The following is a 24,635-nucleotide window of genomic DNA, read 5'->3' on the forward strand; positions in this document are numbered from 1 at the left end:
CGCATGGCGTCGGACAGGGGCTCCCGCCGCGCGCATGTTGTCGGCGCCGGCATCGCCGGCCTTGCGGCCGCGGTGGACTTCGTCCGGCGCGGCTGGCCGGTCACGCTCTATGAGGCAGCGGCCCAGGCCGGCGGCCGCTGCCGGTCCTACCACGACGCCAAGCTCGACCGCTGGATCGACAACGGCAACCACATGCTGCTGGCGGCCAACACGGCGGCGCTCTCCTACCTGGATCAGATCGGCGCCGGCGACCGCGTCACCCGCCCGCAGCGCACCGCTTTTCCCTTCCTCGACCTGAAGACCGGGGAGGCCTGGCAGGTCGAGCCCAGCCGGGGGGCCCTGCCCTGGTGGATCTTCGATTCCCGGCGGCGCATTCCCGGCACCGCGGCCGGCGACTATCTGGCCGCGCTGCGCCTGGCCCGCGCGCCGCGGGACGCCACCGTCGCCGACTGCCTGCGGACTCACGGCCCCCTCTGGGAGCGCTTCTGGGTGCCGCTCACCGTCGCCGCCCTCAACACCCATCCCCGGGAGGCCTCCGCCAGATTGTTGTGGCTGGTGGTGCGGGAGTCCTTCGCCAAGGGGGCCGCGGCCTGCCGGCCCTATGTGGCCCGGCACAGCCTCAGCGATACCTTCGTCGACCCTGCTCTGGCGATGCTTGCAGACCGCGGCGGCGAAGTACACTTCGGGCAGAGATTGAGGGCCCTGGAGTTCGCGGACGCCGGGGTCGCGGCGCTCACTTTCGGCGAGCGGCGGATTGCGCTCGACGCGGCGGACGCGGTGGTGCTGGCACTACCGCCCGGCAATGCCACCGAACTGGTGCCCGGCCTCACCGTGCCGGAAGACAGCCGGCCCATTGTCAACGCCCACATCCGCCTGCCCGAGGGGGCCGTGCCCAAACGGCGGCTGCCGCCCGAGCTGCCCATCCTGGGCCTGGTGGGCGGGGCTGCCGACTGGCTGTTCCTGCGCGATGACGTGGCCAGCCTCACGGTCAGCGCCGCCGAAACGCTGGCCGACGATCCGGCGGAGGAGATTGCCAAACGGATGTGGCGCGACACCGCCAGGGCCCTCGGCCTCGATCCGGCCGCAGCGCCCATAACCCGCATCATCAAGGAACGCCGCGCCACTTTGGCGCAGACCCCGGACGCCCTGCGCCGCCGGCCCCCGCAGCAGACCCGCTGGCCCAACCTGGCGTTGGCCGGCGACTGGACCGACACCGGATACCCGGCCACCATCGAATCTGCCGTCCGCTCCGGCCTTGCGGCCGTCAAAACACTTGCAAAGTCCTGATTTTGCCCCAAATTCCGAGGTGCCGGGGCTTGTCACCGCAGGCCTGCTTGGTCACAATTCGGCTATATCACTACCCGAGTCGCACGCTATCCATTTCGCCCGCCCACACCATTCATGCCGCGCAGCGGGACAGATCATTCGAAACCCCTCACCGAGATTTCCTGACAACCATCCCTTGAGACCATGTCCCCTGACAGCGCGATGACCAGCAACCCCCTTGCGCGGACCGATCTGGCCCCGGATGCCGCCCCTCCGGACGCCCGCCCCCCGGCGCCACTGCCGGACCTGGGTGAAGTGGAGGATCTGGTCGCGTCGATGGGCACCGCCCTGAAGGCGGCGCAGCGCGATGACGGGCATTGGGTCTTCGAACTCGAGGCCGATGCCACCATCCCGGCAGAGTACATCCTGCTGCAGCACTTCCTGGGCCGCATCGAACGGGCCGACTACCGCAGCGTCGAACCGCGGATCGCCAACCACCTGCGCAGCCTGCAGGGCGAGGACGGCGGCTGGCCGCTGTTCCACGGCGGCGAACTGGATCTCAGCGCCAGCGTCAAGGCCTACTACGCCCTGAAGCTGGCCGGCGACGCTCCCGAGGCCCCGCACATGGCGCGGGCGCGCGCGGCCATCCTCGCCGCCGGCGGCGCCGCTCAGAGCAACGTCTTCACCCGCATCGCCCTGGCGCTCTTCGGCCAGGTGCCCTGGCGGGCCGTGCCGGAGATGCCGGTGGAGATCATGCTGCTGCCGCGCTGGTTCCCCTTCCACCTCTCCAAGGTCTCCTATTGGTCGCGCACGGTGATCGCCCCGCTGCTGATCATCATGGATCTGAAGCCGCAGGCGGCCAATCCGCTGGGCATCGACATCCGCGAGCTGTTCCAGGAGGACCCCGAGCGCACGCAGTATCAGATGAACGCCACCGGCAGCCCTCTGGGCGCGGTCTTCGCCGGCCTCGACCGGATGCTGCGGCTCAGCGGTCCCTTGCGGCCACGCGCCCAGCGGCAAAAGGCAATCAAGGCCGCCATCGAGTTCGTCAAGGAGCGGCTGAACGGCGAAGACGGGCTGGGCGGCATCTTCCCGGCCATGGCCAATGCCGCCATGGCCTTCCATGCCCTGGGCTACGACTGGGACGAAGTGAACTACCGCATGACGCGCGAAGCGATCGACCGCCTGCTGATCGACCGCGACGCCGAACAGACCACCTGTCAGCCCTGCCTGTCGCCGATCTGGGACACCTGCCTGGCGGCCCATGCCGTCCTGGAGGCGGGCGATTCCGGCGCCAGCGACGATCCCAGCGCCGGTGACACGGTGACCAAGGCCTTCGACTGGCTGCTGCAGCGGGAGATTACGGAGGTCCGTGGCGACTGGGCCTGGCGGCGACCCAAGGCCCCCCCGGGCGGCTGGCCCTTCCAGTACCAGAACGCTCACTATCCCGACGTGGACGACACGGCGGTGGTTGTCATGGCCATGGACCGCGCCCGGTCGGAGTCCTGCGGCGAAGCCATGGAGCGGGCCACCCAGTGGATCATCGCCATGCAGAGCAAGAACGGCGGCTGGGGCTCCTTCGACGCGGACAACGCCTTCGACTACCTGAACCACATCCCCTTCGCCGACCATGGCGCGCTGCTCGACCCGCCGACCGCCGACGTCTCGGCGCGCTGCCTGTCGATGCTCGCCCAGCTCGGCTATGGGCGCGACCACACGGTGGTGCGGCGGGGGCTCGACTACCTGCGTCGGGAGCAGGAAGCGGACGGCTCCTGGTACGGCCGCTGGGGCGTGAACTATGTCTACGGCACCTGGTCGGTGCTCTCGGCCTTCAATGCCTGCGGCGAGGACCTGACAGCCCCCCACATCCGCAAGGCGGTGGCCTGGCTGGAGAGCCGCCAGCGTGAAGACGGCGGCTGGGGCGAGGACTGCGCCAGCTACTGGGCCCATCGGCGCTACGACGCGGCCAAGGGTTCGACCGCTTCGCAGACCGCCTGGGCGCTGCTTGCGCTGATGGCCGCGGGCGCGGTGGAGAGCGATGCGGTGCGCCGCGGCGTCGCCTGGCTGATGGCCCAGCCGCGCGAGGGCGCGCGCTGGGAAGAGGATTTCTGGACCGGCACCGGCTTTCCGCGCGTCTTCTACCTGAAATACCACGGCTACAGCGCCTACTTCCCGCTGCTCGCCCTGGCGCGCTACCGCAACCTCATGCGCAGCAACGAACGGCGCGTGTCTTTCGGGATGTGAGCCCGGCGGCATCAGCCCCTGAGCAAAACGCACCCCGCCGACCGCGCGTCGGGGTGGTCACCGGGATCGCGGCGGAAGCAGCCCTCGTCGAACGGCTTGCCAAATCCTCCGGCATCGCGGTGCGTGTCGTCTGCAGCGGCGCGCGTGCCAGTGAGGCACAGCGCTTGGCACAGGGCCTCCTGGCCGAAGGCGTCGAGGCCCTCCTCAGCTTCGGCATTGCCGGCGGACTGTCCCCCGACCTGAACTGCGGCGACCTTGTCGTCGCCGGCAGCGTCCGCCTCGAAGACGGCACCCGGCATGACTGTCACCCTCCCTGGCGGGACGTCCTCAACGAACGGATCGATGGGGCCGGCCTGCCGTTCCGGCAAGGCAGTATCCTCGGGCACCACCGGGCCCTTCGGCAGCCCGACGAAAAGGCCGCCGCCTTCGCCGCCTCAGGCTGTCTGGCCGTCGACATGGAAAGCCAGGGGGTGGCGGCTGTCGCCGCGGCCCACGGCCGCCCCTTCCTCGCCCTGCGCGCCATCTCCGACACGCAAGCGGACAGTTTGCCGCCGCTGATCGAAACGGCGGTGCGCCCGGACGGCGAGCCGGCCGTGGCCCGGGTCCTGGCCGCTCTGGCGAAGCGCCCCCAGGACCTGCCGGCGCTGTTTCGCATGCGCCGGCAGAGCCGGCTGGCGCTCAGCCGGCTGGAGAGTCTTGAAGCTGAAAGCGCAGTGCTATTCGGCGGCTTGTGAGGGCGAAGATCCGCCGGCAGGGGCCGGGGACTGCGGCTTCTGCGTCACGGCCTCGGCCACGAAGTCCTCGAAGCTGTAGACCGCCTTGCGCTGCCCGCTGAGGTCGATCTCCGGGGCCATCTCGCCCTCGGTGGGAATGCCGCCCATAGCGACTTTCAACGCCTTCAGCGGGTGCTTCACCGTGTCGGCGACGGCGGTGCCCTCATAGCCGCAGTGGACCATGCAGTTGGCGCACTTCTCGTAGTTGCCGGTGCCGTAGCTGCCCCAGTCCGTCTCTTCCATCAGCGCCTTGAAGCTGGGCGCGTAGCCCTCGTTCAGCAGATAGCAGGGCCGCTGCCAGCCAAAGACGTTGCGCGTCGGATTGCTCCAGGGCGTGCAGTGATAGCTCTGGTTGCCAGCCAGAAAGTCGAGGAACAGCGTCGACTGGGAGAAACGCCACTTGCGGCCCTTGCCGCGGCGGAAGACCTCGCGGAACAGCTCCTTGGTCTGACGCCGCGACAGGAAGTGCTCCTGATCCGGCGCCCGCTCGTAAGCATAGCCCGGCGAGATGGTCACCCCCTCGACCCCCAGATCGCGGGCGAAGTCCAGGAACTCCGTCACCTCTTCCGGCTTGGCGGTGTTGAAGAGAGTGCAGTTGACGTTGACCCGAAAGCCGCGGTCGCGGGCCGCCTCGATGGCCTTGACGGCGCGCTTGAAGACGCCCTTCTGGTCCACCGCCTTGTCGTGCTCCTCCTCCAGGCCGTCGAGATGGATGGAGAAGGTCAGGTATTGGCTGGGGGTGAAGAGATCGAGCTTCTTCTCCAGGAGCAGCGCGTTGGTGCAGAGATAAACGAAGCGCTTGCGGGCCACCAGCTCGGCGACGATCCGGTCCATCTCCTTATGGATCAGCGGCTCGCCGCCGGGAATGGAGACGATGGGAACGCCGCTCTCCTCCACCGCCTCGATACACTCTTCGACCGAAAGGCGGCGGTTCAGGATCTCGTCGGGATAGTCGATCTTGCCGCAGCCCGGGCAGGCCAGGTTGCAGCGGAACAGCGGCTCCAGCATCAGCACCAGGGGATAGCGCTCGTTGCGCTTCAGGCGCTGTTTCAGGATATAGGCGCCGACGCGCAACTGCTGGATCAGGGGAACTGCCAAAACTGGACTCCGGGAAGACAGGGATCGTGGGCCCGATTCGCGCCAGTCTAGCGACTTTGCCCGGCAACACCACCCCAGAGGCTGTGGGGATATTGGGGCGCCATGCCCCGCCTCATGGTTCGAGACGCCGCCCTTGGCGGCTCCTCACCATGAGGCCCCTTCCCGGCCTCACCCTGAAGAGCGGTCCGCAGGACCGGGGCTCGAAGGGTGCCCGCCGAGGTAACCCGCCCGTTCGAACCAGGCGACGGCGTCGCGGATCGCTTCGGCGGCCGGGCGGGGCCGGTAGCCGAGATCGCGGGCCGCCTTGTCGTGGGCGAAGTACATCGGCTTGGCGGCCATTTTCAGGCCGTCGACGGTGAGCAGCGGCTCGCGCCCGCCCGTCGCCCGCGCCCAGGCCTCGGCCGCATAGGCCAGGGGAAAAAGCGGCCGCCGCGGCAGGCGCACCTTGGGCGCCGGGCGGTCCCGCAGTTCGGCCACCTGGCGCAGGATTTCGGCGAGATCCAGGTTCTCGCCGCCCAGCAGGTAACGCTCCCCCACCTTGCCCCTGTCATAGGCCTGCATATGGCCCTCAGCCACGTCGTCGACGTGGACCACGTTGAGGCCGGTGTCGACGAAGGCGGGAATGCGCCCAACCGCCGCGTCCACCACCATGCGCCCGGTGGGCGTCGGCTTGACGTCGCGCGGACCGATGGGGGTGGAGGGATTGACGATCACCACCGGCAGCCCCGCCTCGCGCTGCAGCCGGCGCACCGCCTCCTCCGCCAGGAACTTGGAGCGCTTGTAGACGCCGATCATGTCGTCGAGGGTCACCGGCGTTTCCTCGTCCGCCGGCGCGCCGCCGGGGGCCTTGCCCAGCACGGCGACGGAGGAGGTGTAGACCACCCGCTCCACGCCCAGGCGCAGGGCCGCCTCCATCAGCCGGCGGGTGCCCTCCACGTTGGTGCGGTGCATGACCTCCGGATCGCGCACCCAGATGCGGTAATCGGCCGCGACATGGAACAGGGCCTTGCAGCCCTCCAACGCCGCCTCCAGGGAGGAGGAATCCGTTAGGTCCCCCTCGACGATCTCAACCTCGAGATCCACGAGGTTGCGCCGGTCGCTGCCGCGCCGCGCCAGACAGCGCGGCCGCTCGCCACGCGCGACCAGGGCCCGCACCACGGCGGAGCCGACGAAACCTGTCCCACCGGTCACAAGAATGCTCATGGCACGACCTTGCCTCTCCGCGCGTATCACAGCAAGACGCCAGCGCGACAATGGCCTTGGCATTGGCCCGCAGGCTCCGTACATCAAGGGAACCAGGACCAGCGAGACCGCCCATGACATCATCGCCAATGAAGGCTTTCGCCCTCGTATTCTGCCTCCTGCTCGCCCCGTCGGCCTGGGCGCAGGACGGCCCCAGCGCCACCGTGGAGCGGCTGAACACCGTGCTTCTGGACGTCATGAAGAATGCCGACAGCCTTGGCTATCAGGGGCGTTACGACAGGCTTTCGCCGGAGCTCACGGAAATCTTCGATTTCCCGGGTATGGCGCGGGTGACCCTGGGCCGCCACTGGCGCAAGACCGCGCCGGACAAGCAGGAAGCCTTCGTCACCGCCTTCACCGACCACAGCATCGCCATCTTCGCCAGCCGCTTCGACGGCTATTCCGGCGAGCGCTTCGAGATCCTGGGCGAGGATGAGGCCAAGCGCGGCGCGGTGCTGGTGCGCAACCGGATCGTGAAGAGCGACGGGGAAGCCGTGGCCATCAACTACCTGGCCCTTCCGACCAAAAACGGCTGGCGCCTGATCGACACCCTGCTGGATGCCAAGTACTCGGAGCTGGCGACCCGGCGGTCCGAATACGGCAGCATCGTCGCCAATCAAGGCATCGATGCCCTGATCGACGCCCTGAAGGACAAGGCCGCCGGCTACGCGGCGCCCTAAAACTCGATGACCAGCTTGCCGAAGTGGCCGGCGGCCCGCATGGCGCGGTAGGCCTCCGGCGCCTCTTCGAAGGCGAAGCTGCGGTCGATCACCGGGCGCAACTCCGCCGCCGCGATGGCGCGGTTCATGTCCTGAAAGGACCGGCGCGGGCCGACGTAGATGCCCTGCAGGGTGATCGACTTGGCCATGATCGGGCGCGGGTTCACCGGCGCGTCGCTGAGAACGCCGATGAAGCCGATGACGCCGGCGATGCGGGTGGCAGCGACCGAACGCTGCAGGGTGCCGGCACCGCCCACCTCCACCGTCAGGTCGACACCGCGCCCCCCGGTCATCTCGAGCACCGGCCGCTCCCAGTCCGGCGTGGTGCGGTAGTTCAAGGTCCGCCAGGCGCCCAGCGCCTTCGCCCGCTCCAGCTTTTCGTCGCTGGAGGAGGTGACGATGGCCCTGGCCCCCATCAGCCGGGCGAACTGCAGGGCGAAGATCGAGACCCCGCCGGTGCCCAGCAGCAAAACGGTGTCGCCGGCTTTCACCCGCCCGACGTCGACCAGCGCCCGCCAGGCGGTCAAGGCCGCGCAGGGCAACGTCGCCGCCTCGGCGTAGCTCAGGTGCCCGGGGATCTTCACCAGCCCTGCCGCCTTCAGGACCACCTCTTCGGCCAGCATGCCGTCGAGTTCGCCGCCCAGGGCCGAGGCCATGGCCTCGGCCGAACAGGCACCGTCGCTCCAGTTCTGAAAGAAGCAGCCGGCCACGCGGTCGCCGGGCTGGAAGCCGTCGACGCCGGGGCCGGCCGCCAGGACCTCGCCGGCGCCGTCGGAGTTGGGGATTCGCGGCAAGGGGATGCCGCGCGCCGCGGGGTCGCTGACCACGCTCAGGTCGCGGTAGTTGATGGAATTGGCGCGGACCTTCACCCGCACCTCGCCCGGACCCGGCTCCCGCGGTTCGAGCGTCGCCAGCTTCAGTCCCTCGATGCCGTCGGCCGTCTGGATCTGCCAGGCCCGCATGTCTCCTGCTCCCTTCAAGTGCACCGCCGGCGATCATAGGGCGGCCCGCTGCCGAGAAGAAGCCCGGGACGGCTGGCGACCCAGCGGAGGCTCTGCTAGCGTCCTTGGCGCCCGGAGCCGAGAAGACTCTGCATCGCCATGGTGCGGGGCCAGAAGAAACTTCGAAGAAGAGGACGCCGCCCGTGCCGCTGCTGACCACCACCATCGGGGCCTATCCGAAGCCGGAGAGCGTGGCTGTGCCGGACTGGTTCGATCCCGGCGCCATGGACACCAGCGTCGCCACCCGGGACTACCAGACCGCCGTCGAACGGCTCGGGCCCGAGGCGGAGGCGGTGTTCGCCGAGGGCACGCGCCAGGTGATCGAGGACCAGGTTTCCGCCGGTATCGACATCCCCACCGACGGGGAGGTGCGGCGGGAGAACTACGTCCACTACCACTGCCGCCATCTGGAGGGCTTCGACTTCGAGACCCTCACCCACCGGGTGCTGCGCGGCGGCGCCTACGAAACCGAGCTGCCCACCATCACCGGACCGGTCCGCGCGCGCGAGCCCTTCCTGCCCCACGACTGGCGGGTCGCCCAGTCCTTCACCGACAAGCCGGTGAAGATCACCCTGCCCGGGCCCATGACCATCGCCGACACCACCGCCGACGCACATTACGGCGATCCCAAGGCGCTGGGCGCCGACCTGGCGGCGGCGCTCAATGCCGAGGTGCTGGCCTTGGCCGAGGCCGGCTGCCGCCACATCCAGATCGACGAGCCGCTCTTCGCGCGCAAGCCCGAGGAAGCGCTGGACTATGGCCTGGCCAACATCGACCGCTGCTGGCAGGGCGTGCCGGCGGGCGTCACCAAGGTGATGCACATGTGCTGCGGCTATCCCAACCATCTGGATCAGGAGGACTATGCGAAGGCCAACCCCAACGCCTATTTCGAGCTGGCCGAGGCGGTCGACGCCTCGCAGGTGGACGTGGTCTCCATCGAGGACGCCCACCGCCACAACGACCTCGGCCTGCTGGACCGCTTCCGCAACACTGCCGTGATCTTCGGCGTCATCGCCATCGCCCGCAGCCGCGTGGAATCGGTGGCGGAGGTGCGCGAGCGCCTGAAGGCGGCCCTGGAGCACCTGCCGCCCGAGCGCCTCATGGCTGGGCCCGACTGCGGCCTCGGCCACCTGGGCCGGGAGCTGGCGGTGAAGAAGCTGAGAGTGCTCTCGGAGGCGGCCAAGAGCGTCTAGACGTTCGGCAAAGCCGCGCGAGCCTGATGACAACGCACAACCCAAAGGGCAGACTGGGGACCTGGCGGGCAGAGGGGGACAAGGCGCCATGCTGGCATCACTGGAATTCATCCAAGCAGCGGTCGCGAGACAGCGCAACAAGCCGTTTCTGAAGGCGACCATGGCGGCTTCGGCGTTGGCCATGCTGGCCGACGGCGAGGTCCAGCTCGCCGAGCGCTACCGCCTCGACGAGATCCTGCAGCGCCTGGAAGGGCTGAAGATCTACGACCCGCAGAAGGCCATCGCCATTCTCGACGAGTTCATCCACGACCTGCGCAGCAATGACCGCGAAGCCCGCGAGGTCCTGCTGGGCAAACTGGCGCGGGCCGGCCAGGACCCCGAGAGCGCCAGGGTCATCCCCAGCGTGGTGCTGGCGATCTGCGCCTCCGACGGCGTCTTCAGCGAGGGCGAAAGACACGTCTTCGAAGAGATCTGCGCCGCCTTGGGGCTCAACCCGGCAGACTACGAAGACCCTCTGAAGGGCTCCGTATAGCAGACAGCTTCGGCAGAGGCGCACGCTCAGCTTGTTGCGGGTGAGGCCGGTAGGCGATCTTCGATGAACTTCAGGATGCGTGGAAGCTGCGAACGGGCAAAGCAGGGGCGATGGTGTCGCGCGTGTGCTGATCCACCCCGTCCGCACAAATGACCATCCATGTTGTAGATGGGCAGTGGCACGAATTCGATGTCCGCAATGCGGTCCAGGAAGTCAAGGTCATCGGGTCCCTCGAAGCGATCGCCTTCAAAGGCGAAGATGAGCCCGTCGATCCCGGGCGCCGCACTGATCTTTTCGATCTGTTGGCCGCGCACCCACGTCCAACCCTCTTTCCGGCCACCTTCGCGTCCGGCAAAGGCGGGGGCCATTCCGATCAGGGCGTTGAATTCTTCGGCATGGTCCACCGCGACCAATAGCGAGGCCCAAGCGCCGGCCGAGTTTCCGACCAGGAAGATGCGGTTCGGCGGCACGCCCTTATTTTGCAGTTCACGAACCCGATTGCAGATGTCTTCGGCCCGTTTGACGACCTTGAGTTTGCCGCTTTTGGTCTTGTGATCGAACATGCCGACTTTCGTCGGCGTGCAGTAGGTCGTCGCGTAGACCGGCCAGCCACCGATTTCAGTGCCATTCAAACTGCGAAACCACAGTGGCGTGCGGCCGAGCATCTCCCCGGACTTCCAACTACAAGGGTCCTCCCTAAATTCCTGGGTCGAGCCCGGCATGTAGAGCAGCACGACGCTTGCAGCGAGTCGCTCCGGCGCCGGCTCGGCCGGGTCCTGCACCGCCGCTGCGCAACCCGTGAGCCAAAGGATCGCCGCCGCGGCAAGACTCCGTGCCATGCTCTCCGAAAACCCCATGTTTCGACCCCCCTACAAATCTCCCCCAGGCAACGCCGAGGTGAAACTCAAGATTGAGATTCTCTACACAGAATGCCTGATTTCCGGGTAATCCCCAAGTCAGGTCGGAGCAGGGAGCTCCTTTCGAACACCGCGAGATCGGACGTCAGACCTTCAAATCCATTGAAGGACCCGGCAGCACAGCAACAGAAGGGAAGCAACGCCTAGTGGTTCACGCCTCGAAGCCAGCGAAGCCGCGCCTCGAAATCGCCACGGCTTTCGCGTGTCTTCTGCACGGCGTTCTCGGCAGTCATCAGGTCGGTCTGGGCCCAAATACCGTCTTCTGTTCGACACCTGGCTTCCACGAAGAACCGCCCGCCACAGCACTGCGTGTAGATTGTGAATTGCCCGGGAAGCCGAAGCTTGGCCAGTTCGCCGGGGTCCAGCCTTAACTCCTCGGGGACGCGCTGGTCGACCGGCCCTGCACAGCCCTGCCTCCAGACCATCAGAGCGTTCGGGCCATCCTTGCCCTGCCAACGGTTGAGCGGCGATCCGCAGACAGGGCAATCGAGCGGCGGGTCTGGGATGTACTCGTCAAACAGGCCCATCCGACATTCCCGGTACGAAGCGTAATGCCGCCGACCTGCACTCTCTCGGAACCATCGACCAGCCGCTGGCCCTATGCGCGCGTCAGGCCTTCAGCGCCAGCTCCAGGTCCTCGATCAGATCGGCGGGGTCTTCCAGGCCGACGGAGAGCCGCAGCAGGCCGTCGCCGATGCCCTGCTCCGCCCGCTCCTCGGGGGAGAGGCGCTGGTGGGTCGTCGTCGCCGGGTGGGTCATGAGGCTCTTGGCATCGCCCAGGTTGTTGGAGATGTCGATCACCTCCAGCGCGTTCAGGAAGCGGAAGGCCCGTTCCTTGCCGCCCTCCAGCTCGAAGGCGACGAGGCCGCTGCCGCCCTTCATCTGCTGCTTGGCGAGTGCCGCCTGGGGATGGCTGTCGAGGCCGGGGTAGAGCACGCGGGCGACCCCGGCCTGTCCTTCCAGGAACTGGGCCACCGCCAGGGCGTTGGCGCAGTGGCGCTCGACCCGCAGTTCCAGGGTCTCCAGACCCTTCAGCATGACCCAGGCGTTGAAGGGGCTCATGGAGGGGCCGGTGTGGCGGTAGAACATCTGCAGATGGTCTTTGATGAAGGCCTCGCTGGAGAGGATCGCGCCGCCCATGCAGCGGCCCTGGCCGTCGATGTGCTTGGTGGCGGAATAGACCACCACGTCGGCGCCGAAATCCAGCGGCCGCTGCAGCATCGGGGTGGCAAAGACGTTGTCCACCACCACAGTGGCGCCGGCGCCATGGGCCAGATCGCAGACCGCCTTCAGATCGATGATCTCCAGGGTCGGGTTGGAGGGCGTTTCCAGGAACACGCTGGTGGCACCCTTGGCCAAGGCCGCTTCCCAGGCCGCGAGGTCGGTGCCGTCGACGAGCTGGGTGTCGACGCCGTAGCGCGGCAGGAGCTCGGAGACGATGTAATGGCAGGAGCCGAAGAGCGCGCGGGAAGCGACCACCCGGTCGCCGGCCTTTAGCTGACAGAGCAGGGAGGCGAAGACGGCGCCCATGCCGCTGGCCGTGGCGCGGCAGGCCTCGGCCCCCTCCAGCAGGCGCAGCCGGTCTTCGAACATGGAGACCGTGGGGTTGGCGTAGCGGGAATAGACGAAGCGTTCCTTGTCGCCCTTGAAGGCGGCCTCGGCTTCCTCAGCCGAGGCATAGACATAACCGGAGGTCAGGTAGACCGCCTCGCTGGTCTCGTCGAAGCCGCTGCGCAGCTGGCCGCCGCGCACCATCTCGGTCTGCGGGCGCCAGCGGCGCGTTGAGTTGGAATCCTTTGGCACGGTCTTGTCTTCCTTTCCGCCGTCCCGCGTCACCCTTCCCGCACTTCAACCCTGGGCCCAGGGCAGGCCCGCCACCTTCCAGCCGCCGACGCTGCCGCGATGCAGGTCGCCGTCGCGGTCGCCCTCAAAGCCCTCGGCTACGTTGTAGCAGGGCCCGAAACCCTCAACGGTCAGCGCAATGGCGGCAGAGCGCGAGCGCACGCCGGAGCGGCAGAGCAGCAGCACCGGCTGATCCTTGCCGACGCCGCGGGCGGCCACCTCCTCGGTGAAGTCGTCGTTCACGCCCATGTGGGGAAAGACCTGCCAGGAAATGCAGATCGTCTCCTTGCCCAGGCTGTCCAGCCGCGGCAGGCCGACGAAATTCCACTCCGGTGCGGTGCGCACGTCCACCAGGACCGCGTTTGGATCGTCCTTCAGCAGCGCCCAGGCTTCCGCCGGGCGCAGATCACCGGCATAGCCGTCTCGCATTGCGCCTCTCCCAGTGCATCCCCGGGGTTCGATCGATCTGGCGGCTCCTGCACCCGGGGGCTGCGGAGTTTAGGCGTCCCGGCGACAGAAGCAACCGGATTTCTGAAGCCCTTGCTAATTAACCATCGCGTAGTCGGCCGCCGACAGCAGGGTTGTGGGATGCAGCCGAAAGCCCCGGACCCGCCGCGACATCACCGTGACCACCGAAAGCCAGGCAGGCTGCACCATAGGACCGACATCCTGCATGCGCTTTTCGACCCGCGCCATGATGGCGCGCCGCGCCTCCAGATCGAGGGTCGATTCGGCCTCAAGCAGCCATTGGTCGATGGCGGCGTCCGAAAAGCCGGTGCTGTTCCAGGGCACGCCGGAGCGCACCGTCAACCCCAGCAGCATGAAGCCGAGCGGCCGCGGCGCCCATTCGACGAAGGCCAGCGGCACCTTGTCCCAGACCTCCCAGAAGCGGGCGGCGGGCAGGATGTCGATGGTGCTGCGGATGCCGGCTTCGCGATACTGCTCCACCATCACCTGTACCGCCGCGGCCTCCCAACCCGGCCAGTTCTTGCAGGTCATTTCGATGTCGATGCCGCCGGGGTGACCGGCCTCGGCCAGCAGCCGGCGGGCTTCGGCAAGGTCCCGCTGCATCGGCGGCAGCGGCGCATAGTCCGGGTGGCTGGGTGCCACCAGATGATGCTCCGCCGGGGTGCCGTAGCCGCGCAGGGCAAGGCGCGTAATCTCCGCCGGGTCGACGGCCAGACGCATGGCCCGGCGGACACGCGGGTCGTCGAAGGGCGGGCGGGTCACGTCCATCTGCAGGATCGCCGTTGCCGACGTTGCCGTGCGGTGAACCTCCAGGTCCGAATGGTCCGCCAGGGTCTCCGCCACCGAGTAGTCGCAGCGATCGACGCCGTCGACCTGACCAGACACCAGCGCTGCCGTGACCGCCGCCGACTCGTCGCCCAGATCGATCAGGAGAAGCTCGTCGAGGTGTGCGGCGAAGGCCGAGCGGCCGTGCTGTGCCCGGAACAGCGCGCGCTCCCCGACGTCGAATTCTGCCAAGACAAAGGGCCCGGTCCCGTTGGACCCGACGCCGAAGCGTCCGCCTTCGTCGGGATCGAGCATGACGTTGGTGTAGTGAAAGAGGTGTTCGGGCACCGCGATCTGCGGGCGCTTCAGGTTCAGCCGGACATGAAAGTCGTCGATCTTCTCGATCGCCGAGGCGTCCCACAGCGGGGGCCCCGACCTGGTCCGACCAGAGGACTCGTCGAGCATGTAGGACCGCATCAGGCCGACCGCCGAGGAGCCCGTCGCCGGGTCCAGCAGACGGCGCAGGTTCCAGATCACGTCGTCGGCCGTAAAAGCCCGCCCGCTGTGCCAGGTCACGTCGCGCCGCAGGTAGAGATCCCAGCGGCGCAGGTCGGGCGCGACCCGCCAGGACGCAAGCAGGTGTGGGCGCGTCACGCTGTCGAATCCCATCCAGGTCAGCGGCTGACAGACCTGATGGACGAGATTTGCCGACGACAGCCAGCCGAGGGCGTGCGGTTCGTCCACCGCCTGGACACGCATGCCAAGCGTCAGTCGCCCGCCGGAGCGTGTCTTGGACGGGCGCGTCGCCGCGGCATCGCCGGCGCGCGCCGGCTGCCCCGCCATCGTATAGGCGAGTGGCGCCGACACGCCGAGCAGCGTGGCGGCCCGGAGAAAACTCCGCCGGCTCAGCGAGCCCTGCGCCAAGCCCTGGCGCAAGCGCTCAAGCAAGGGATGTCGATACTGCTCGTCCATCGCCGCACCCCGAGGGCAGATGGCTGCCGGCGACGGCGGCGCAGACAATGCGGCCGAAGCGGCGCTCCCCTATGCAAGGATGATAGTCCGCTCCGGGCCTTTGTCCAAGCGACGGGGCTTACGCGGAAGGCCCGGATTCCCTGGGGTTTGGCGCCTCCGCGCTGCCATCGGCAAAATGCACCACACGCTGAGGAAAAGGAATCTCCACCCCCTGCTCGCGAAACTGGCGCTCGATCTCGAATCGCAGATCGCTGGCGATGATCACCCGGTAGCTGACGTCGTTGGTGAAGCAGCGCAACTCGAAGTCGAGACTGCTGGCGCCGAAGTCCATGAACAGCACAAAGGGCTCCGGCGAGGTCAGGACCCGTTCGTGCCGGCCTGCGCAGGCCAGCAGGATCGACTTCACCTTTTCCACGTCGGAGCCGTAGGCCACCCCGACGGGAACCTCGACGCGGCCATAGTGGTCCTTGTGGGTCCAGTTGGTTACCGCGGTCGAAATGAACTCGGAATTGGGGATGATGACCGAGGCGAACTGGAAGGTCTGCAGCTCCGTGGAGCGTACGGTGATCTGCTTGACGAAGCCTTCGTTGGCGCCGACCACCACCCAGTCGCCCACCTTGATGGGCCGCTCGATCAGCAGAATGATGCCGGAGACGAAATTGCTGACGACGGTCTGCAGGCCGAAACCGATGCCCACCGAGAGCGCACCGGCGATGAGGGCGATGTTGGAGAGATCGACCCCCAGTGCCGAAATGCCGAAGACCACCGCCAGCATGATTCCCACGTAGCCGAAGCCGGCGGTCAGCGAGTGCTGAACCCCGGTATCGAACCCGGTCTCCGGCAACACCTTGTTGCGCAGGAAGCGTTGGCTCAGCCGCGTGATCAGCAGGATGAAACCGAAGACAACGACCGCCGCCAGCACGTCGGTCAGTGCGATAGTCACGCCGCCGATGGTGACGCCGGTCAGAAGGCTGCGCGCCTCGGACCAGAACTCGCCGAAGGGCGAAGACCAGATGGCGGCGATCAGCACCGTGCCCAGCACCGCGAAGATCGCGTCGAGCAAGGCGCGCAGCCAGAACTTGATCCGGCTCCGCGCGACATGGCGGATGGCCAGATAGTCGCGCATGAAATCGGAGCGCAGGAAGGCCCCGACCAGTTCGCGCCCCAGGCCGCGCAGAATCACGATGCCGCCCAGGGTAATGGCGCTGAGCAGGAGGTTGGCGAGAAGGAAATCGCCGAGATCGGCGTAGCCGGCCAGGGAGGCCAGAATACTGGCCCCGGCCAAGATCATCACCAACTGGCGGATCAGCTTCCAGAAGTTCGACTGGACGACGGTGCGCGGCTCCTGCGCCCCCTCCTGCCCCGAGGTCAGATGGTCATTTTCCTCCTCGTCCCAGCTCCAGCCGCTGGGACCCGGCTCGTCCAGACTGCTCTCCCGCGCGGCCATCAGCCACCAGCGGCGGCGCGTCATGTCGATCAGCACCAGCGCCGGCAGCGCGTTCAGCACGAAGGTCGAAAGCGAGAAGTAGGTGTTCGTCACACCGATCTGCGTATGCGCCTCGGTCATGAAGATCTCGAAGGCGAAGAATGCGGCCAGCAGAGTGAAGCGGTGCCCCAGGATGCGGGCGTTGTCCGGCGAGACCGGCAGCAGCCGCCACTGGGGCATGTCCGGCGACAGCACCGCATAGGGCAATGCCCAGGCCAGCGAGAAAAAGATCATCACCGCAAAGAAGAGGGCCACCAGCGTTCCGAAGAGGCTGCGCTCCGTCGCGCCGCTGGAAACCGCGAGATAGAGCAGTCCGCCGAACAGAAGGGCCGGAACGATGCCGCGGGCCACGGCATTGGCGATGGATGCGATGAGCCGGCGGCCGTAGCTCGGATCGGCGAGGGCGGGATCGCGGTCATAGCGGTACAACAGCCAACGCCGCAGCAGCCAGCCGATCGACAAGGCCAGTGTCAGCAGGATCGCGATTCGATAGAGAACCGCATTGCGCCGTTCATCGTTTTCGAGCCCCTGCCACCAGATCGCCGGCGATCGCAGGATCTTCTCGACGACCACGACGAATTCGGGAACGCCGCGCGCCCAGGTTCCCGGCGCCCAGGGAAAGGGATAGACCTGGAACAGCGCCTCGAAGCGTTTCCTCTGGGAGAGCGAGCCCACCAGTCGGTCCAGTTCGTCGGCGCGCACAATGGCCAGATTGGCCTGCGCCAGACGAGCCCTCAGTCCCTTCAGTTGATCGCTCAAAGCCTGGCGCTGTTCGGCAACCTCCTCCGCCTCGGCCTGCTCCGGCGATTCCGGCGCCGGGCCAAGGACTTCCAGGCGCCGCTCGAGGCCGCCAATCTCCTCCTCGACCAGCGCCTTGATTTCCGAGGCTTCCTCGCGCACCCGCGCCGTGACCTCCAGAAAGCGGCGCGCACTTTCCGCCGTGGTGTCGGCGCGGCGCAACTGCTGGTCCACCAGATCGAGGGTGCGCGTCCATTGCCCGACCAGCACCGAAGAGGTCGCCGGCCCCGTCGTGGTCTGGGCAAGCGCAGCGGTCGGAAGGAACAGACCCAACCAGAGTGCTGAGAGTAGAAGGACGCCGAAAAAGGCAGGAAAGCGCACCGATGTCACCCCGTTCGGCGAAATCCGATGAAAAAGCCTAGCATGGGCCGAATAAGCAGTGAAAGCGCCGCCAGCGCGTTCTAGAGTCCTGGCAACTCGGCCGGAAGAAACTCGGATTCACGGCCTTGATACGTGACAGACACGAACGACGGATCATGAGCGACAGCAATCTGGCAAACGGCGGGCGCATTCTGGTGGATCAACTTGTGGCCGAGGGGGTCGACCGCGCCTTCGGCGTGCCGGGAGAAAGCTACCTGGCGGTTCTCGACGCCCTTTACGACACTCAGGAGATCACTTTTCACCTCTGCCGCCAGGAAGGCGGCGCAGCGATGATGGCCGATGCCTACGGCAAGCTGACCGGCAAGCCCGGCATCTGCTTTGTGACCCGCGGGCCGGGCGCAACCTCGGCCAGCGCCGGCGTGCACGTCGCATTTCAGGACTCGACGCCGATGATCCTGTTCATCGGCCAGGTGGCGCGGGACATGGTCGAACGGGAAGCCTTCCAGGAGATCGACTACCGACGTATGTTCGGCGAACTCAGCAAGTGGGTGGCCCAGATCGATGAGGCTGCGCGCATCCCGGAGTTCGTCAGCCGCGCCTTTCACACCGCCACCTCGGGCCGGCCGGGCCCCGTGGTCCTGGCCCTGCCGGAAGACATGTTGAGCGCCAGCCTGCCGGCGCCGCCCCTGGCCAAGCCATACACGCCGAGCGCCGGCTACCCCGCCCCGCAGCAACTGGCCACCCTGCGCCAAAAGTTCGAACAGTCCGAGCGCCCGCTGATTATCGTCGGCGGTGGCGGCTGGTCCGTGGCGGCAAAGAGCGATCTGGAAGGCTTCGCTGCCGCCAACCACGTGCCGGTGGCGGTCTCTTTCCGCTGCCAGGACTACCTCGACAACGATCACGATTGCTACGTGGGCCAGGTGGGAATCGGGATCGATCCGAAGCTGGCGGCGCGGGTAAAGGACAGCGATCTGCTGGTGCTTCTGGGCTGCCGCTTCGGCGAGATGACCAGCAGCGGCTACAGCCTGATGCAGATCCCCAACCCGGAACAGGCCCTGGTCCACGTCTATCCCGGCGCCGAGGAGTTGGGCCGGGTCTACCGCCCCGACCTGCCGATTCAGGCCGGCGGCGCCGACTTCGCCGCGGCTCTGGCGGTCATGGAGCCGCTGGACTCCGGCCGCTGGGATGCCTGGACCGCCGCGGCACGGGCCGACTACCTCGCCCACAACCGGCCGACCGCCATGCCCGGCCCGCTGCAGCTCGGCGAGATCGTCGACTGGCTGGACAAGACCCTGCCGCCGGAGACCATCTTCTGCAATGGCGCCGGCAACTACACCACCTGGCTGCAGCGTATCCACCGCTTCCGGCGCTACCGCAGTCAACTGGCGCCGACGTCGGGTTCCATGGGCTACGGGCTGCCGGCGGCGGTGGCCGCCAAGGCCGTCCACCCGGACCGCCCGGTGGTCTGCTTCGCCGGCGACGGCTGTTTTCTGATGCACGGCCAGGAACTGGCCACGGCGGTGCAGTACGGCCTCAACATCATCGTGCTGGTGATCAACAACAACATGCTGGGCACCATCCGCATGCACCAGGAACGCCACTACCCCGGCCGCGTCTCCGCCACCGATTTCGTCAATCCCGACTTTGCCGCCTATGCCCGCGCCTTCGGCGCCCATGGCGAAGTGGTCGAGCGGACGGAGGATTTCGCCGCCGCATTCGCGCGGGCCCAGGCCGCGGGCAAACCGGCGCTCCTGGAACTGCGGATCGATCCGGAAGCGATCACGCCGACCGCCACCTTGAGCGGCCTGCGCGAGGCCGCCCTGGCCAGCGCGGAATAGCCGACTCGACCTTCGCGGTCAGCCCCTCATGGGTAGTCGCAGCGGTCGGCGGTCACGCTGAGGAAGCCGCGGGCGCCGGGCAGAATCGTGAAGCGATACTCGTCGTCGCCCATCACCAGGGAGTGGTGGATGGGCAGGCTTCCCTCTGTCTTCACCGCGGCACCACCCAGTTGGGTGAAGGCGACCGTGATCGGCTGGTTGGGATCGAACCAGGCTTCGATGTTGCCGTCGGCATCGCGGGCGGCCGTGCCGCTGGCGGTCACCGTGACCTTGCGGTTGGCGAAGCTCACCGCGTCGTTGGCGCCCTTCTGCAGGGAAGTGGTGACGATGAAGCGCTTCGTCTCCGGCTGCTCGTCGCAGATACGCGGGTTCTCCGCCGCGGAGATCAGGAAGGCCAGACGGTCCTCGTCCGCCCCGGCCTCGAGCTTCTGCTGCACCAGGGTCATCAGCTCCCGCACGAAACCGGTGGGCACCTCTTCCTCGTAGCGCGCCTGCCAGTCCGAGATCGCGTTCCGCGCCTTGGCCAGTTCGGTCGCGAGCGCACTGGACTGACGCTCCAGGCCGGAGACCTCGTTGGCGAGTTCGGCGATGCGCTGTTCGGCCTTGGTCACGTCCCGCGCCGCGAGCTGGGATCCGATGCGGTAGGAATAGGCTCCGGCGGCGATGATCAGCGCCAGCGCCAGCGCCCACTTGATGACACCCCACCACAGCCGCCGACGGCGGCGCAGCCGATTTTCATGGAGGCCTAAAGACATTGCGAACTACGCTTTCGTCTGCTCTTCGAATTTTCCGCTCAGCGCGCCGCGTCAAGATCCGACGGCCAGCGCTTGTTCCAAATCCCTGGAACTCAGTCGTAACCGGTTGAAATCGCGTGATCTTTGATCAAGACGGGAGCAATTTCTACCACCCGGCCGACCCCCAAGCAAGCCGCCAAGCCGGGTCTGCGCAGGGCCGGGGCGCCCTCAGGCGTTAACGAAAGCTTACCGCTTGACCTTCTAGAGTGACAAAAATGAGACATGGTTACCCTCAGGCGGAAGCCGCAGCGGACAGCAGCCGGAGATCGGGATGAGCAAGTCTTCCGATGATCCCCGGCGCAAGCTGCTGCAGCAGTTGAGCGCCCTGCGCGACCGGATCGACCCGCGCGCCATCAACCACTTCCTGCGCAAGGTGGACGGCTGGGAGCCCTATGACCGCGAATCCGCGGGCGAAGCCGTGCGTCAGTTCCTGACAACCCGCCAGGACGGCGGCAAGTTTCAGGACCGCCTGCGCCGCGAGATGGCCAAGAAAGACCAGCCGGAGTAGAATCTGTCGACATTCATTTCGCCGTCGTGGCGGGAGCAGTCGACTGTGCTACTTCGGGGACCTGGGTTTCGAATAGTCCTCGAACCATTGGGCCAGAACGGCGGAGTCGATCTCGCCCGCCGCCAGGCCGACGATCACCTGCACGATCTCGGTTTCCTCCGGTTCAAAAGCATAACCGTTCAAGTCCAGGAACACGGCGCCGGCAAGAACGCCGCTGCGCTTGTTTCCGTCCAGAAAGGGATGATTGCGGACGATGCCCAGGCAGTAGTCGGCCGCCAGCGCAAAGACCGAGGCGTCCTGTTCATAGGTCGCGCGGTGCTGCGGCCGGGCCAACGCGCTTTCCAGCAGCCCAAGATCGCGGACCCCGTCGATCCCGCCAAAGCGCGCGATGGACTGGCGATGAAAGGCCTCCACCATCGCCAGTGTGAGCCAGCGGTAGTCACTCATTCCGCCAGTTTTTTCATGGCGTTCGGATAGCGCCGCATGAAGTCGCCGGCGGCGTCCAGAGCCTCGGCGAAGTCAGGGTCGTATGGCGTGAGTTCGATACCATCGCGGGTCTTCACCACATAGAGGCTGTCGCCCTCCTTCAGGCCCATGGCGCGGACGTGCTCGGAAAGGGTCACTCCCAGGGAGTTCCCGATCTTGCGGATCTTCACAGGCTCGGACATGGCGCCGGCTCCAGGTGCGGTCTTGAACGGCGCCAAGAGTATAGCCTAGGATTTTACAATTGTATAATTCCTAGGGCCTAGCTCAGCAGCAGGGAATCGCTGTCCAGTTCCTCGCCGCGCACCTTGGCGAAGAGCGCCATGAGGTCGGCGACCTCCAGGCGGGACCGCTCCTCCCCCTTCACGTCCAGCACCACCCGGCCCTCGTGCAGCATCAGGCTGCGGGTTCCGAAGGAGAGGGCCTGGCGCATGGAATGAGTCACCATAAGAGTGGTCAGCCGCTCGCTCTCCACCAGTTCGCGGGTGAGTTCGAGGACGAAGGCCTGCATGCGCGGGTCCAGGGCGGCGGTGTGCTCGTCCAGCAGCAAGATCCTGGTCGGCCGCAGGGTGGCCATGACCAGGCTCACCGCCTGGCGCTGGCCGCCGGAGAGCAGCCCCATGCGGTCGCCGAGACGGTTTTCCAGGTTGAGGCCGAGACGGGCGATCTTGTCGCGGAACTCCTGGCGCCGCTGCTGGGTAAGCGCCTTGTCGAAGCCGCGGCGCACACCGCGGGCGGCAGCCAGCGCCAGGTTCTCTTCGATGGTGAGGCCCTCGCAGGTGCCGGCCAGGGGGTCCTGGAAGACCCGCGCCACCAGCGCCGCCCGGCGCGGGGCCGGCCAGCCGGTCACCTCGGTGTCGCCGATGACGATGCGTCCGGCGCTGGGCGCCACCTCGCCGGTGAGGCAGTTCAGCAGCGTCGTCTTGCCGGCGCCGTTGGAGCCGATGACCGTGACGAACTCCCCGGCATCGATGGCCGCCGAGAGCCCCTGCAGGGCCCGGGTCTCCATGATGGTGCCGGCGTTGAAGGTGACGCGGATGTCCTCCACCCGGATCATGGCGGCGCCGCCCGTTTGAAGAGGCTCTTCAGCGGATTACGCGCGCCGGGCAGGATCAGCGCCAGGGCCACCAGCACCGCGGTCACCAGGTTCAGGTCGCTGGCCTTGAGGCCCAAGACGTCGGCGTTGAGCGCGAGGGCGATGGCCAGGCGATAGATGATGGAGCCGAGCAGGCAGGCGACCACGGCAACCACCACGCCGCGCACCCGGAAGATCGCCTCTCCGGCGATCACAGCCGCCAGACCGACGACGATGGTGCCGGTGCCGATGGTGATATCGGCAAAGCCGTTCATCTGGGCAAACAGCGCGCCGCCCAAGGCGACCATGCCGTTGGAGACCGCCATGCCGACAGCGGTCACCTGGGCCGTCGCGATTCCCTGGGCCCGGGCCATGCGCGGGTTGGCCCCGGTCGCCCGCATGCCGAGGCCGTAGCTGGTGATCAGGAACCAGGCCAGCAGCGCGGCAACGATCACCACGACGACCAATCCGACAATCGGCTTCAGATAGAGCCCCGACAGCCCCAGCCCCTCGAAGGGGGTCAGCACCGTCGGCTCGGTGATCAGGGCGACGTTGGGCCGGCCCATGATGCGCAGGTTCACCGAATAGAGCGCGATCATGGTGAGGATGGAGGCCAGCAGGTGGAGGATGCCGAAGCGCAGGTTCAGGACCGCCGTCACCAGCCCGGCGAGGCCGCCGGCCACCATCGCCACCGCCGTCGCCACGTAGGGATCGACCCCGGATACGATGAGAGTGGCGGCCACCGCCGCGCCCAGTGGAAAGCTGCCGTCCACCGTTAGGTCGGGGAAGTTCAGGATACGGAAGGAGAGATAAACCCCCAGAGCGACGAGACCGTAGACCAGGCCGATCTCGATCGCCCCGAGGAAAGAGACGAGGTTCATGGAGACTTCAGACCCGCGTGCGGCTCTGCGGCCCCAACAGGCTGTTGAAAAAGTATCTGCATAAGGTACACCACCCTTCGAGACGGCCCCCCTTTTGAACAATCCGGGGGCCTCCTCAGGGTGAGGCAAGGTGTAAGCCTGATTGACCTCATGCTGAGGAGCGAAGCGTCTCGAAGCACGAGGTCAATCACCAAACCGGCTTTCTCAACAGCCTGCTAAGGGAGCGGTGCGCTTAGCGCACCACTTCCTTGGCTTCCTCGATCAGCGCGTCGGGAATGGTGACGCCCATCTTCGCGGCCATGCCGGGGTTCACGTAGAGCTCGGTGATCTCCACGCCCTCCACCGCGATGTCTCCCGGCGCCTCGCCCTTGAGCACCCGCAGCACCATCCTCCCGGTCTGGCGGCCGAGGTCGTAGTAGTTGAAGCCCAGCGCGGCCATGGCGCCCCGCGGCACCGAGTCGGTATCGCCGGCATAGACCGGCACCTTGTTGTCGACGCCGACTTTGATGACCGCTTCCAGGGCGGTGACGATGGTGTTGTCCGTAGGCACGTAGATCACGTCGGCCTTGCCCACCAGGCTCTGGGCGGCGCCCAGCACCTCGGAGGACTTGGTGGCCGGCGCCTCGATCACCGTCAGGCCACGGGCCGGCGCCTCCGCCTTGATCAGCGCCAGCAGGGTGACTGAATTCGCCTCGCCCGGATTGAAGGGCACGCCGACGGAGGCCGCATCCGGGGTGATCCGCTTGATCAGGTCCATGTGCTTGCCGATGGGCGAAAGGTCGCTCATGCCCGTCACGTTGGCGCCGGGCTTCATCGCATTGGACACCAGCTTGGCGCCCACCGGGTCGGTGACCGCGGTGAACACGATGGGGATGTCTTTGGTGGCGGAGACCACGGCCTGGGCCGAGGGGGTGGAGATGGGCACGATCACATCCGGCGCCTCGCCGACGAACTTGCGGGCGATCTGTGCCGCCGTGGCCGGATTGCCCTGGGCGCTTTCATAGAGGAAGCGCAGGTTCTCGCCCTCCTTGTAGCCGGCGGCGGCCAGTTCGTCGCGCACCCCGTCGCGCGCGGCATCCAGAGCCGGGTGTTCGACGATGGCGGTGGTCGCGACGGTGATGTCCGCCGCCCGGGCCGCAGTCGCGGCGAGCAGCGCAAACGAGAGTGTCGTTAGGACGGTTCCAAGACGCATGACGGCCTCGCTCCTGTTCGGGGATTCCAAGGGAAACCATTATTCGTTGCCTCTGGATTAGCACGGGGCCCGGCGGCAATCCAATGGCCAAGCTGTTTCAGCCGAGCAACAAAGCTTGCCGGCGGTTGCCGGTTGTTGCCCGGGGCCTGCGGATCGGACTACACTTCCGGCCCGTCATTCCAGCCCCAATCCCAGACCCAACCGGCTCCCGAAGCCACAACCCACGG

23 protein-coding genes are annotated in these 24,635 nt (G+C 67.2%); 8 read left to right on the forward strand and 15 right to left on the reverse strand.

Annotated elements, in window-relative coordinates:
• Positions 1 to 3 precede the first annotated feature (3 nt).
• The 3 genes from hpnE to Q0996_RS11680 all read left to right on the forward strand — a co-directional run bounded on the left by hpnE (position 4) and on the right by Q0996_RS11680 (position 4,244).
• Positions 4 to 1,287, forward strand: coding sequence for a hydroxysqualene dehydroxylase HpnE (gene hpnE / locus Q0996_RS11670; RefSeq protein WP_299619415.1), 1,284 nt, complete (start codon positions 4 to 6; stop codon positions 1,285 to 1,287).
• Positions 1,288 to 1,470: 183 nt separating this feature from the next.
• Positions 1,471 to 3,510 (forward strand): squalene--hopene cyclase, encoded by a 2,040-nt coding sequence (gene shc / locus Q0996_RS11675; RefSeq protein ID WP_299619418.1) that lies wholly within the window; start codon positions 1,471 to 1,473, stop codon positions 3,508 to 3,510.
• A 53-nt stretch (positions 3,511 to 3,563) separates the two neighbouring features.
• On the forward strand, positions 3,564 to 4,244 hold the full coding sequence (locus Q0996_RS11680) for a hypothetical protein (protein WP_299619421.1): 681 nt from the start codon (positions 3,564 to 3,566) through the stop codon (positions 4,242 to 4,244).
• Here the strand turns inward: Q0996_RS11680 and hpnH are convergent.
• Together hpnH and hpnA are read right to left on the reverse strand one after the other, a co-directional pair.
• On the reverse strand, positions 4,227 to 5,381 hold the full coding sequence (gene hpnH, locus Q0996_RS11685) for an adenosyl-hopene transferase HpnH (protein ID WP_299619423.1): 1,155 nt from the start codon (positions 5,379 to 5,381) through the stop codon (positions 4,227 to 4,229). The two genes, Q0996_RS11680 and hpnH, sit on opposite strands and share 18 nt — an antisense overlap.
• 168 nt (positions 5,382 to 5,549) lie before the next feature.
• Positions 5,550 to 6,584, reverse strand: a complete 1,035-nt coding sequence (gene hpnA / locus Q0996_RS11690) for a hopanoid-associated sugar epimerase (protein ID WP_299619426.1) — start codon at positions 6,582 to 6,584, stop codon at positions 5,550 to 5,552.
• Positions 6,585 to 6,697: 113 nt separating this feature from the next.
• On the opposite strand from hpnA, the gene Q0996_RS11695 reads away from it, so the two are divergent.
• On the forward strand, positions 6,698 to 7,303 hold the full coding sequence (locus Q0996_RS11695; RefSeq protein ID WP_299619429.1) for an ABC transporter substrate-binding protein: 606 nt from the start codon (positions 6,698 to 6,700) through the stop codon (positions 7,301 to 7,303).
• Here Q0996_RS11695 and Q0996_RS11700 read toward each other — a convergent pair.
• Positions 7,300 to 8,304 carry an NAD(P)-dependent alcohol dehydrogenase gene (locus Q0996_RS11700; RefSeq protein WP_299619432.1) on the reverse strand — a complete coding sequence of 335 codons (1,005 nt, stop codon included), beginning with the start codon at positions 8,302 to 8,304 and terminating at the stop codon, positions 7,300 to 7,302. The genes Q0996_RS11695 and Q0996_RS11700 overlap by 4 nt on opposite strands.
• A gap of 182 nt (positions 8,305 to 8,486) precedes the next feature.
• Between Q0996_RS11700 and Q0996_RS11705 the strand changes: the two genes are divergently transcribed.
• Together Q0996_RS11705 and Q0996_RS11710 are read left to right on the forward strand one after the other, a co-directional pair.
• Entirely contained in the window at positions 8,487 to 9,536 is a 1,050-nt protein-coding gene (locus Q0996_RS11705; RefSeq protein WP_299619435.1) for a cobalamin-independent methionine synthase II family protein, read from the forward strand.
• Positions 9,537 to 9,624: 88 nt separating this feature from the next.
• Positions 9,625 to 10,068, forward strand: coding sequence for a tellurite resistance TerB family protein (locus tag Q0996_RS11710; RefSeq protein ID WP_299619438.1), 444 nt, complete (start codon positions 9,625 to 9,627; stop codon positions 10,066 to 10,068).
• A 26-nt stretch (positions 10,069 to 10,094) separates the two neighbouring features.
• On the opposite strand, the gene Q0996_RS11715 is transcribed toward Q0996_RS11710, so the two are convergent.
• The 6 genes from Q0996_RS11715 to Q0996_RS11740 all read right to left on the reverse strand — a co-directional run bounded on the left by Q0996_RS11715 (position 10,095) and on the right by Q0996_RS11740 (position 17,637).
• Positions 10,095 to 10,907, reverse strand: a complete 813-nt coding sequence (locus tag Q0996_RS11715; RefSeq protein WP_299619441.1) for an alpha/beta hydrolase — start codon at positions 10,905 to 10,907, stop codon at positions 10,095 to 10,097.
• 221 nt (positions 10,908 to 11,128) lie between these two features.
• On the reverse strand, positions 11,129 to 11,512 hold the full coding sequence (locus Q0996_RS11720; protein ID WP_299619444.1) for a hypothetical protein: 384 nt from the start codon (positions 11,510 to 11,512) through the stop codon (positions 11,129 to 11,131).
• 82 nt (positions 11,513 to 11,594) lie between these two features.
• The gene (gene metZ / locus Q0996_RS11725; protein ID WP_299619447.1) at positions 11,595 to 12,788 is read right to left on the reverse strand and encodes an O-succinylhomoserine sulfhydrylase; all 1,194 of its coding nucleotides are present in this window, start codon (positions 12,786 to 12,788) and stop codon (positions 11,595 to 11,597) included.
• Between the two features lie 45 nt (positions 12,789 to 12,833).
• A complete protein-coding gene (locus Q0996_RS11730) occupies positions 12,834 to 13,256 on the reverse strand; it encodes a rhodanese-like domain-containing protein (protein ID WP_299619450.1) in 423 nt (140 codons plus the stop codon).
• 114 nt (positions 13,257 to 13,370) lie between these two features.
• Complete coding sequence (locus Q0996_RS11735) at positions 13,371 to 15,032, reverse strand: ABC transporter substrate-binding protein (protein ID WP_299619453.1); 1,662 nt, start codon at positions 15,030 to 15,032, stop codon at positions 13,371 to 13,373.
• Between the two features lie 118 nt (positions 15,033 to 15,150).
• Entirely contained in the window at positions 15,151 to 17,637 is a 2,487-nt protein-coding gene (locus tag Q0996_RS11740; protein ID WP_299619456.1) for a mechanosensitive ion channel family protein, read from the reverse strand.
• A gap of 155 nt (positions 17,638 to 17,792) precedes the next feature.
• Between Q0996_RS11740 and Q0996_RS11745 the strand changes: the two genes are divergently transcribed.
• Positions 17,793 to 19,475 (forward strand): thiamine pyrophosphate-binding protein, encoded by a 1,683-nt coding sequence (locus tag Q0996_RS11745; RefSeq protein WP_322096694.1) that lies wholly within the window; start codon positions 17,793 to 17,795, stop codon positions 19,473 to 19,475.
• Between the two features lie 26 nt (positions 19,476 to 19,501).
• Here the strand turns inward: Q0996_RS11745 and Q0996_RS11750 are convergent, their stop codons facing one another.
• A complete protein-coding gene (locus Q0996_RS11750; RefSeq protein WP_299619459.1) occupies positions 19,502 to 20,230 on the reverse strand; it encodes a hypothetical protein in 729 nt (242 codons plus the stop codon).
• Between the two features lie 310 nt (positions 20,231 to 20,540).
• Between Q0996_RS11750 and Q0996_RS11755 the strand changes: the two genes are divergently transcribed.
• Positions 20,541 to 20,777 carry a hypothetical protein gene (locus tag Q0996_RS11755; RefSeq protein WP_299619462.1) on the forward strand — a complete coding sequence of 79 codons (237 nt, stop codon included), beginning with the start codon at positions 20,541 to 20,543 and terminating at the stop codon, positions 20,775 to 20,777.
• Between the two features lie 48 nt (positions 20,778 to 20,825).
• Here the strand turns inward: Q0996_RS11755 and Q0996_RS11760 are convergent, their stop codons facing one another.
• The 5 genes from Q0996_RS11760 to Q0996_RS11780 form a co-directional block, all read right to left on the reverse strand.
• Positions 20,826 to 21,224 carry a type II toxin-antitoxin system death-on-curing family toxin gene (locus Q0996_RS11760; RefSeq protein ID WP_299619464.1) on the reverse strand — a complete coding sequence of 133 codons (399 nt, stop codon included), beginning with the start codon at positions 21,222 to 21,224 and terminating at the stop codon, positions 20,826 to 20,828.
• Positions 21,221 to 21,445, reverse strand: coding sequence for an AbrB family transcriptional regulator (locus tag Q0996_RS11765; protein WP_299619467.1), 225 nt, complete (start codon positions 21,443 to 21,445; stop codon positions 21,221 to 21,223). Before Q0996_RS11765 ends, Q0996_RS11760 begins: the two co-directional genes overlap by 4 nt.
• A gap of 77 nt (positions 21,446 to 21,522) precedes the next feature.
• On the reverse strand, positions 21,523 to 22,317 hold the full coding sequence (locus tag Q0996_RS11770) for an ABC transporter ATP-binding protein (RefSeq protein ID WP_299619470.1): 795 nt from the start codon (positions 22,315 to 22,317) through the stop codon (positions 21,523 to 21,525).
• The gene (locus tag Q0996_RS11775) at positions 22,314 to 23,216 is read right to left on the reverse strand and encodes an ABC transporter permease (protein WP_299619473.1); all 903 of its coding nucleotides are present in this window, start codon (positions 23,214 to 23,216) and stop codon (positions 22,314 to 22,316) included. The genes Q0996_RS11770 and Q0996_RS11775 overlap by 4 nt, the downstream gene beginning before the upstream one ends.
• A 232-nt stretch (positions 23,217 to 23,448) precedes the next feature.
• Positions 23,449 to 24,408, reverse strand: coding sequence for an ABC transporter substrate-binding protein (locus Q0996_RS11780; protein WP_299619476.1), 960 nt, complete (start codon positions 24,406 to 24,408; stop codon positions 23,449 to 23,451).
• Positions 24,409 to 24,635 lie beyond the last annotated feature (227 nt).

This window comes from Pelagibius sp., assembly GCF_028289705.1.
In the GTDB taxonomy this organism is placed as follows: domain Bacteria; phylum Pseudomonadota; class Alphaproteobacteria; order Kiloniellales; family Kiloniellaceae; genus Pelagibius.

Coding starts and splice junctions, on each gene's coding strand:
- Q0996_RS11720 (WP_299619444.1), bottom strand. CDS start 11,512: ATGGGCCTGTTTGACGAGTACATCCCAGACCCGCCGCTCGATTGCCCT.
- Q0996_RS11750 (WP_299619459.1), bottom strand. CDS start 20,230: ATGTCTTTAGGCCTCCATGAAAATCGGCTGCGCCGCCGTCGGCGGCTG.
- Q0996_RS11710 (WP_299619438.1), top strand. CDS start 9,625: ATGCTGGCATCACTGGAATTCATCCAAGCAGCGGTCGCGAGACAGCGC.
- Q0996_RS11780 (WP_299619476.1), bottom strand. CDS start 24,408: ATGCGTCTTGGAACCGTCCTAACGACACTCTCGTTTGCGCTGCTCGCC.
- Q0996_RS11755 (WP_299619462.1), top strand. CDS start 20,541: ATGAGCAAGTCTTCCGATGATCCCCGGCGCAAGCTGCTGCAGCAGTTG.
- Q0996_RS11715 (WP_299619441.1), bottom strand. CDS start 10,907: ATGGCACGGAGTCTTGCCGCGGCGGCGATCCTTTGGCTCACGGGTTGC.
- Q0996_RS11730 (WP_299619450.1), bottom strand. CDS start 13,256: ATGCGAGACGGCTATGCCGGTGATCTGCGCCCGGCGGAAGCCTGGGCG.
- Q0996_RS11735 (WP_299619453.1), bottom strand. CDS start 15,032: ATGGACGAGCAGTATCGACATCCCTTGCTTGAGCGCTTGCGCCAGGGC.
- Q0996_RS11745 (WP_322096694.1), top strand. CDS start 17,793: ATGAGCGACAGCAATCTGGCAAACGGCGGGCGCATTCTGGTGGATCAA.
- Q0996_RS11760 (WP_299619464.1), bottom strand. CDS start 21,224: ATGAGTGACTACCGCTGGCTCACACTGGCGATGGTGGAGGCCTTTCAT.
- Q0996_RS11695 (WP_299619429.1), top strand. CDS start 6,698: ATGACATCATCGCCAATGAAGGCTTTCGCCCTCGTATTCTGCCTCCTG.
- hpnE (WP_299619415.1), top strand. CDS start 4: ATGGCGTCGGACAGGGGCTCCCGCCGCGCGCATGTTGTCGGCGCCGGC.
- shc (WP_299619418.1), top strand. CDS start 1,471: ATGTCCCCTGACAGCGCGATGACCAGCAACCCCCTTGCGCGGACCGAT.
- Q0996_RS11765 (WP_299619467.1), bottom strand. CDS start 21,445: ATGTCCGAGCCTGTGAAGATCCGCAAGATCGGGAACTCCCTGGGAGTG.
- hpnA (WP_299619426.1), bottom strand. CDS start 6,584: ATGAGCATTCTTGTGACCGGTGGGACAGGTTTCGTCGGCTCCGCCGTG.
- Q0996_RS11775 (WP_299619473.1), bottom strand. CDS start 23,216: ATGAACCTCGTCTCTTTCCTCGGGGCGATCGAGATCGGCCTGGTCTAC.
- Q0996_RS11700 (WP_299619432.1), bottom strand. CDS start 8,304: ATGCGGGCCTGGCAGATCCAGACGGCCGACGGCATCGAGGGACTGAAG.
- Q0996_RS11770 (WP_299619470.1), bottom strand. CDS start 22,317: ATGATCCGGGTGGAGGACATCCGCGTCACCTTCAACGCCGGCACCATC.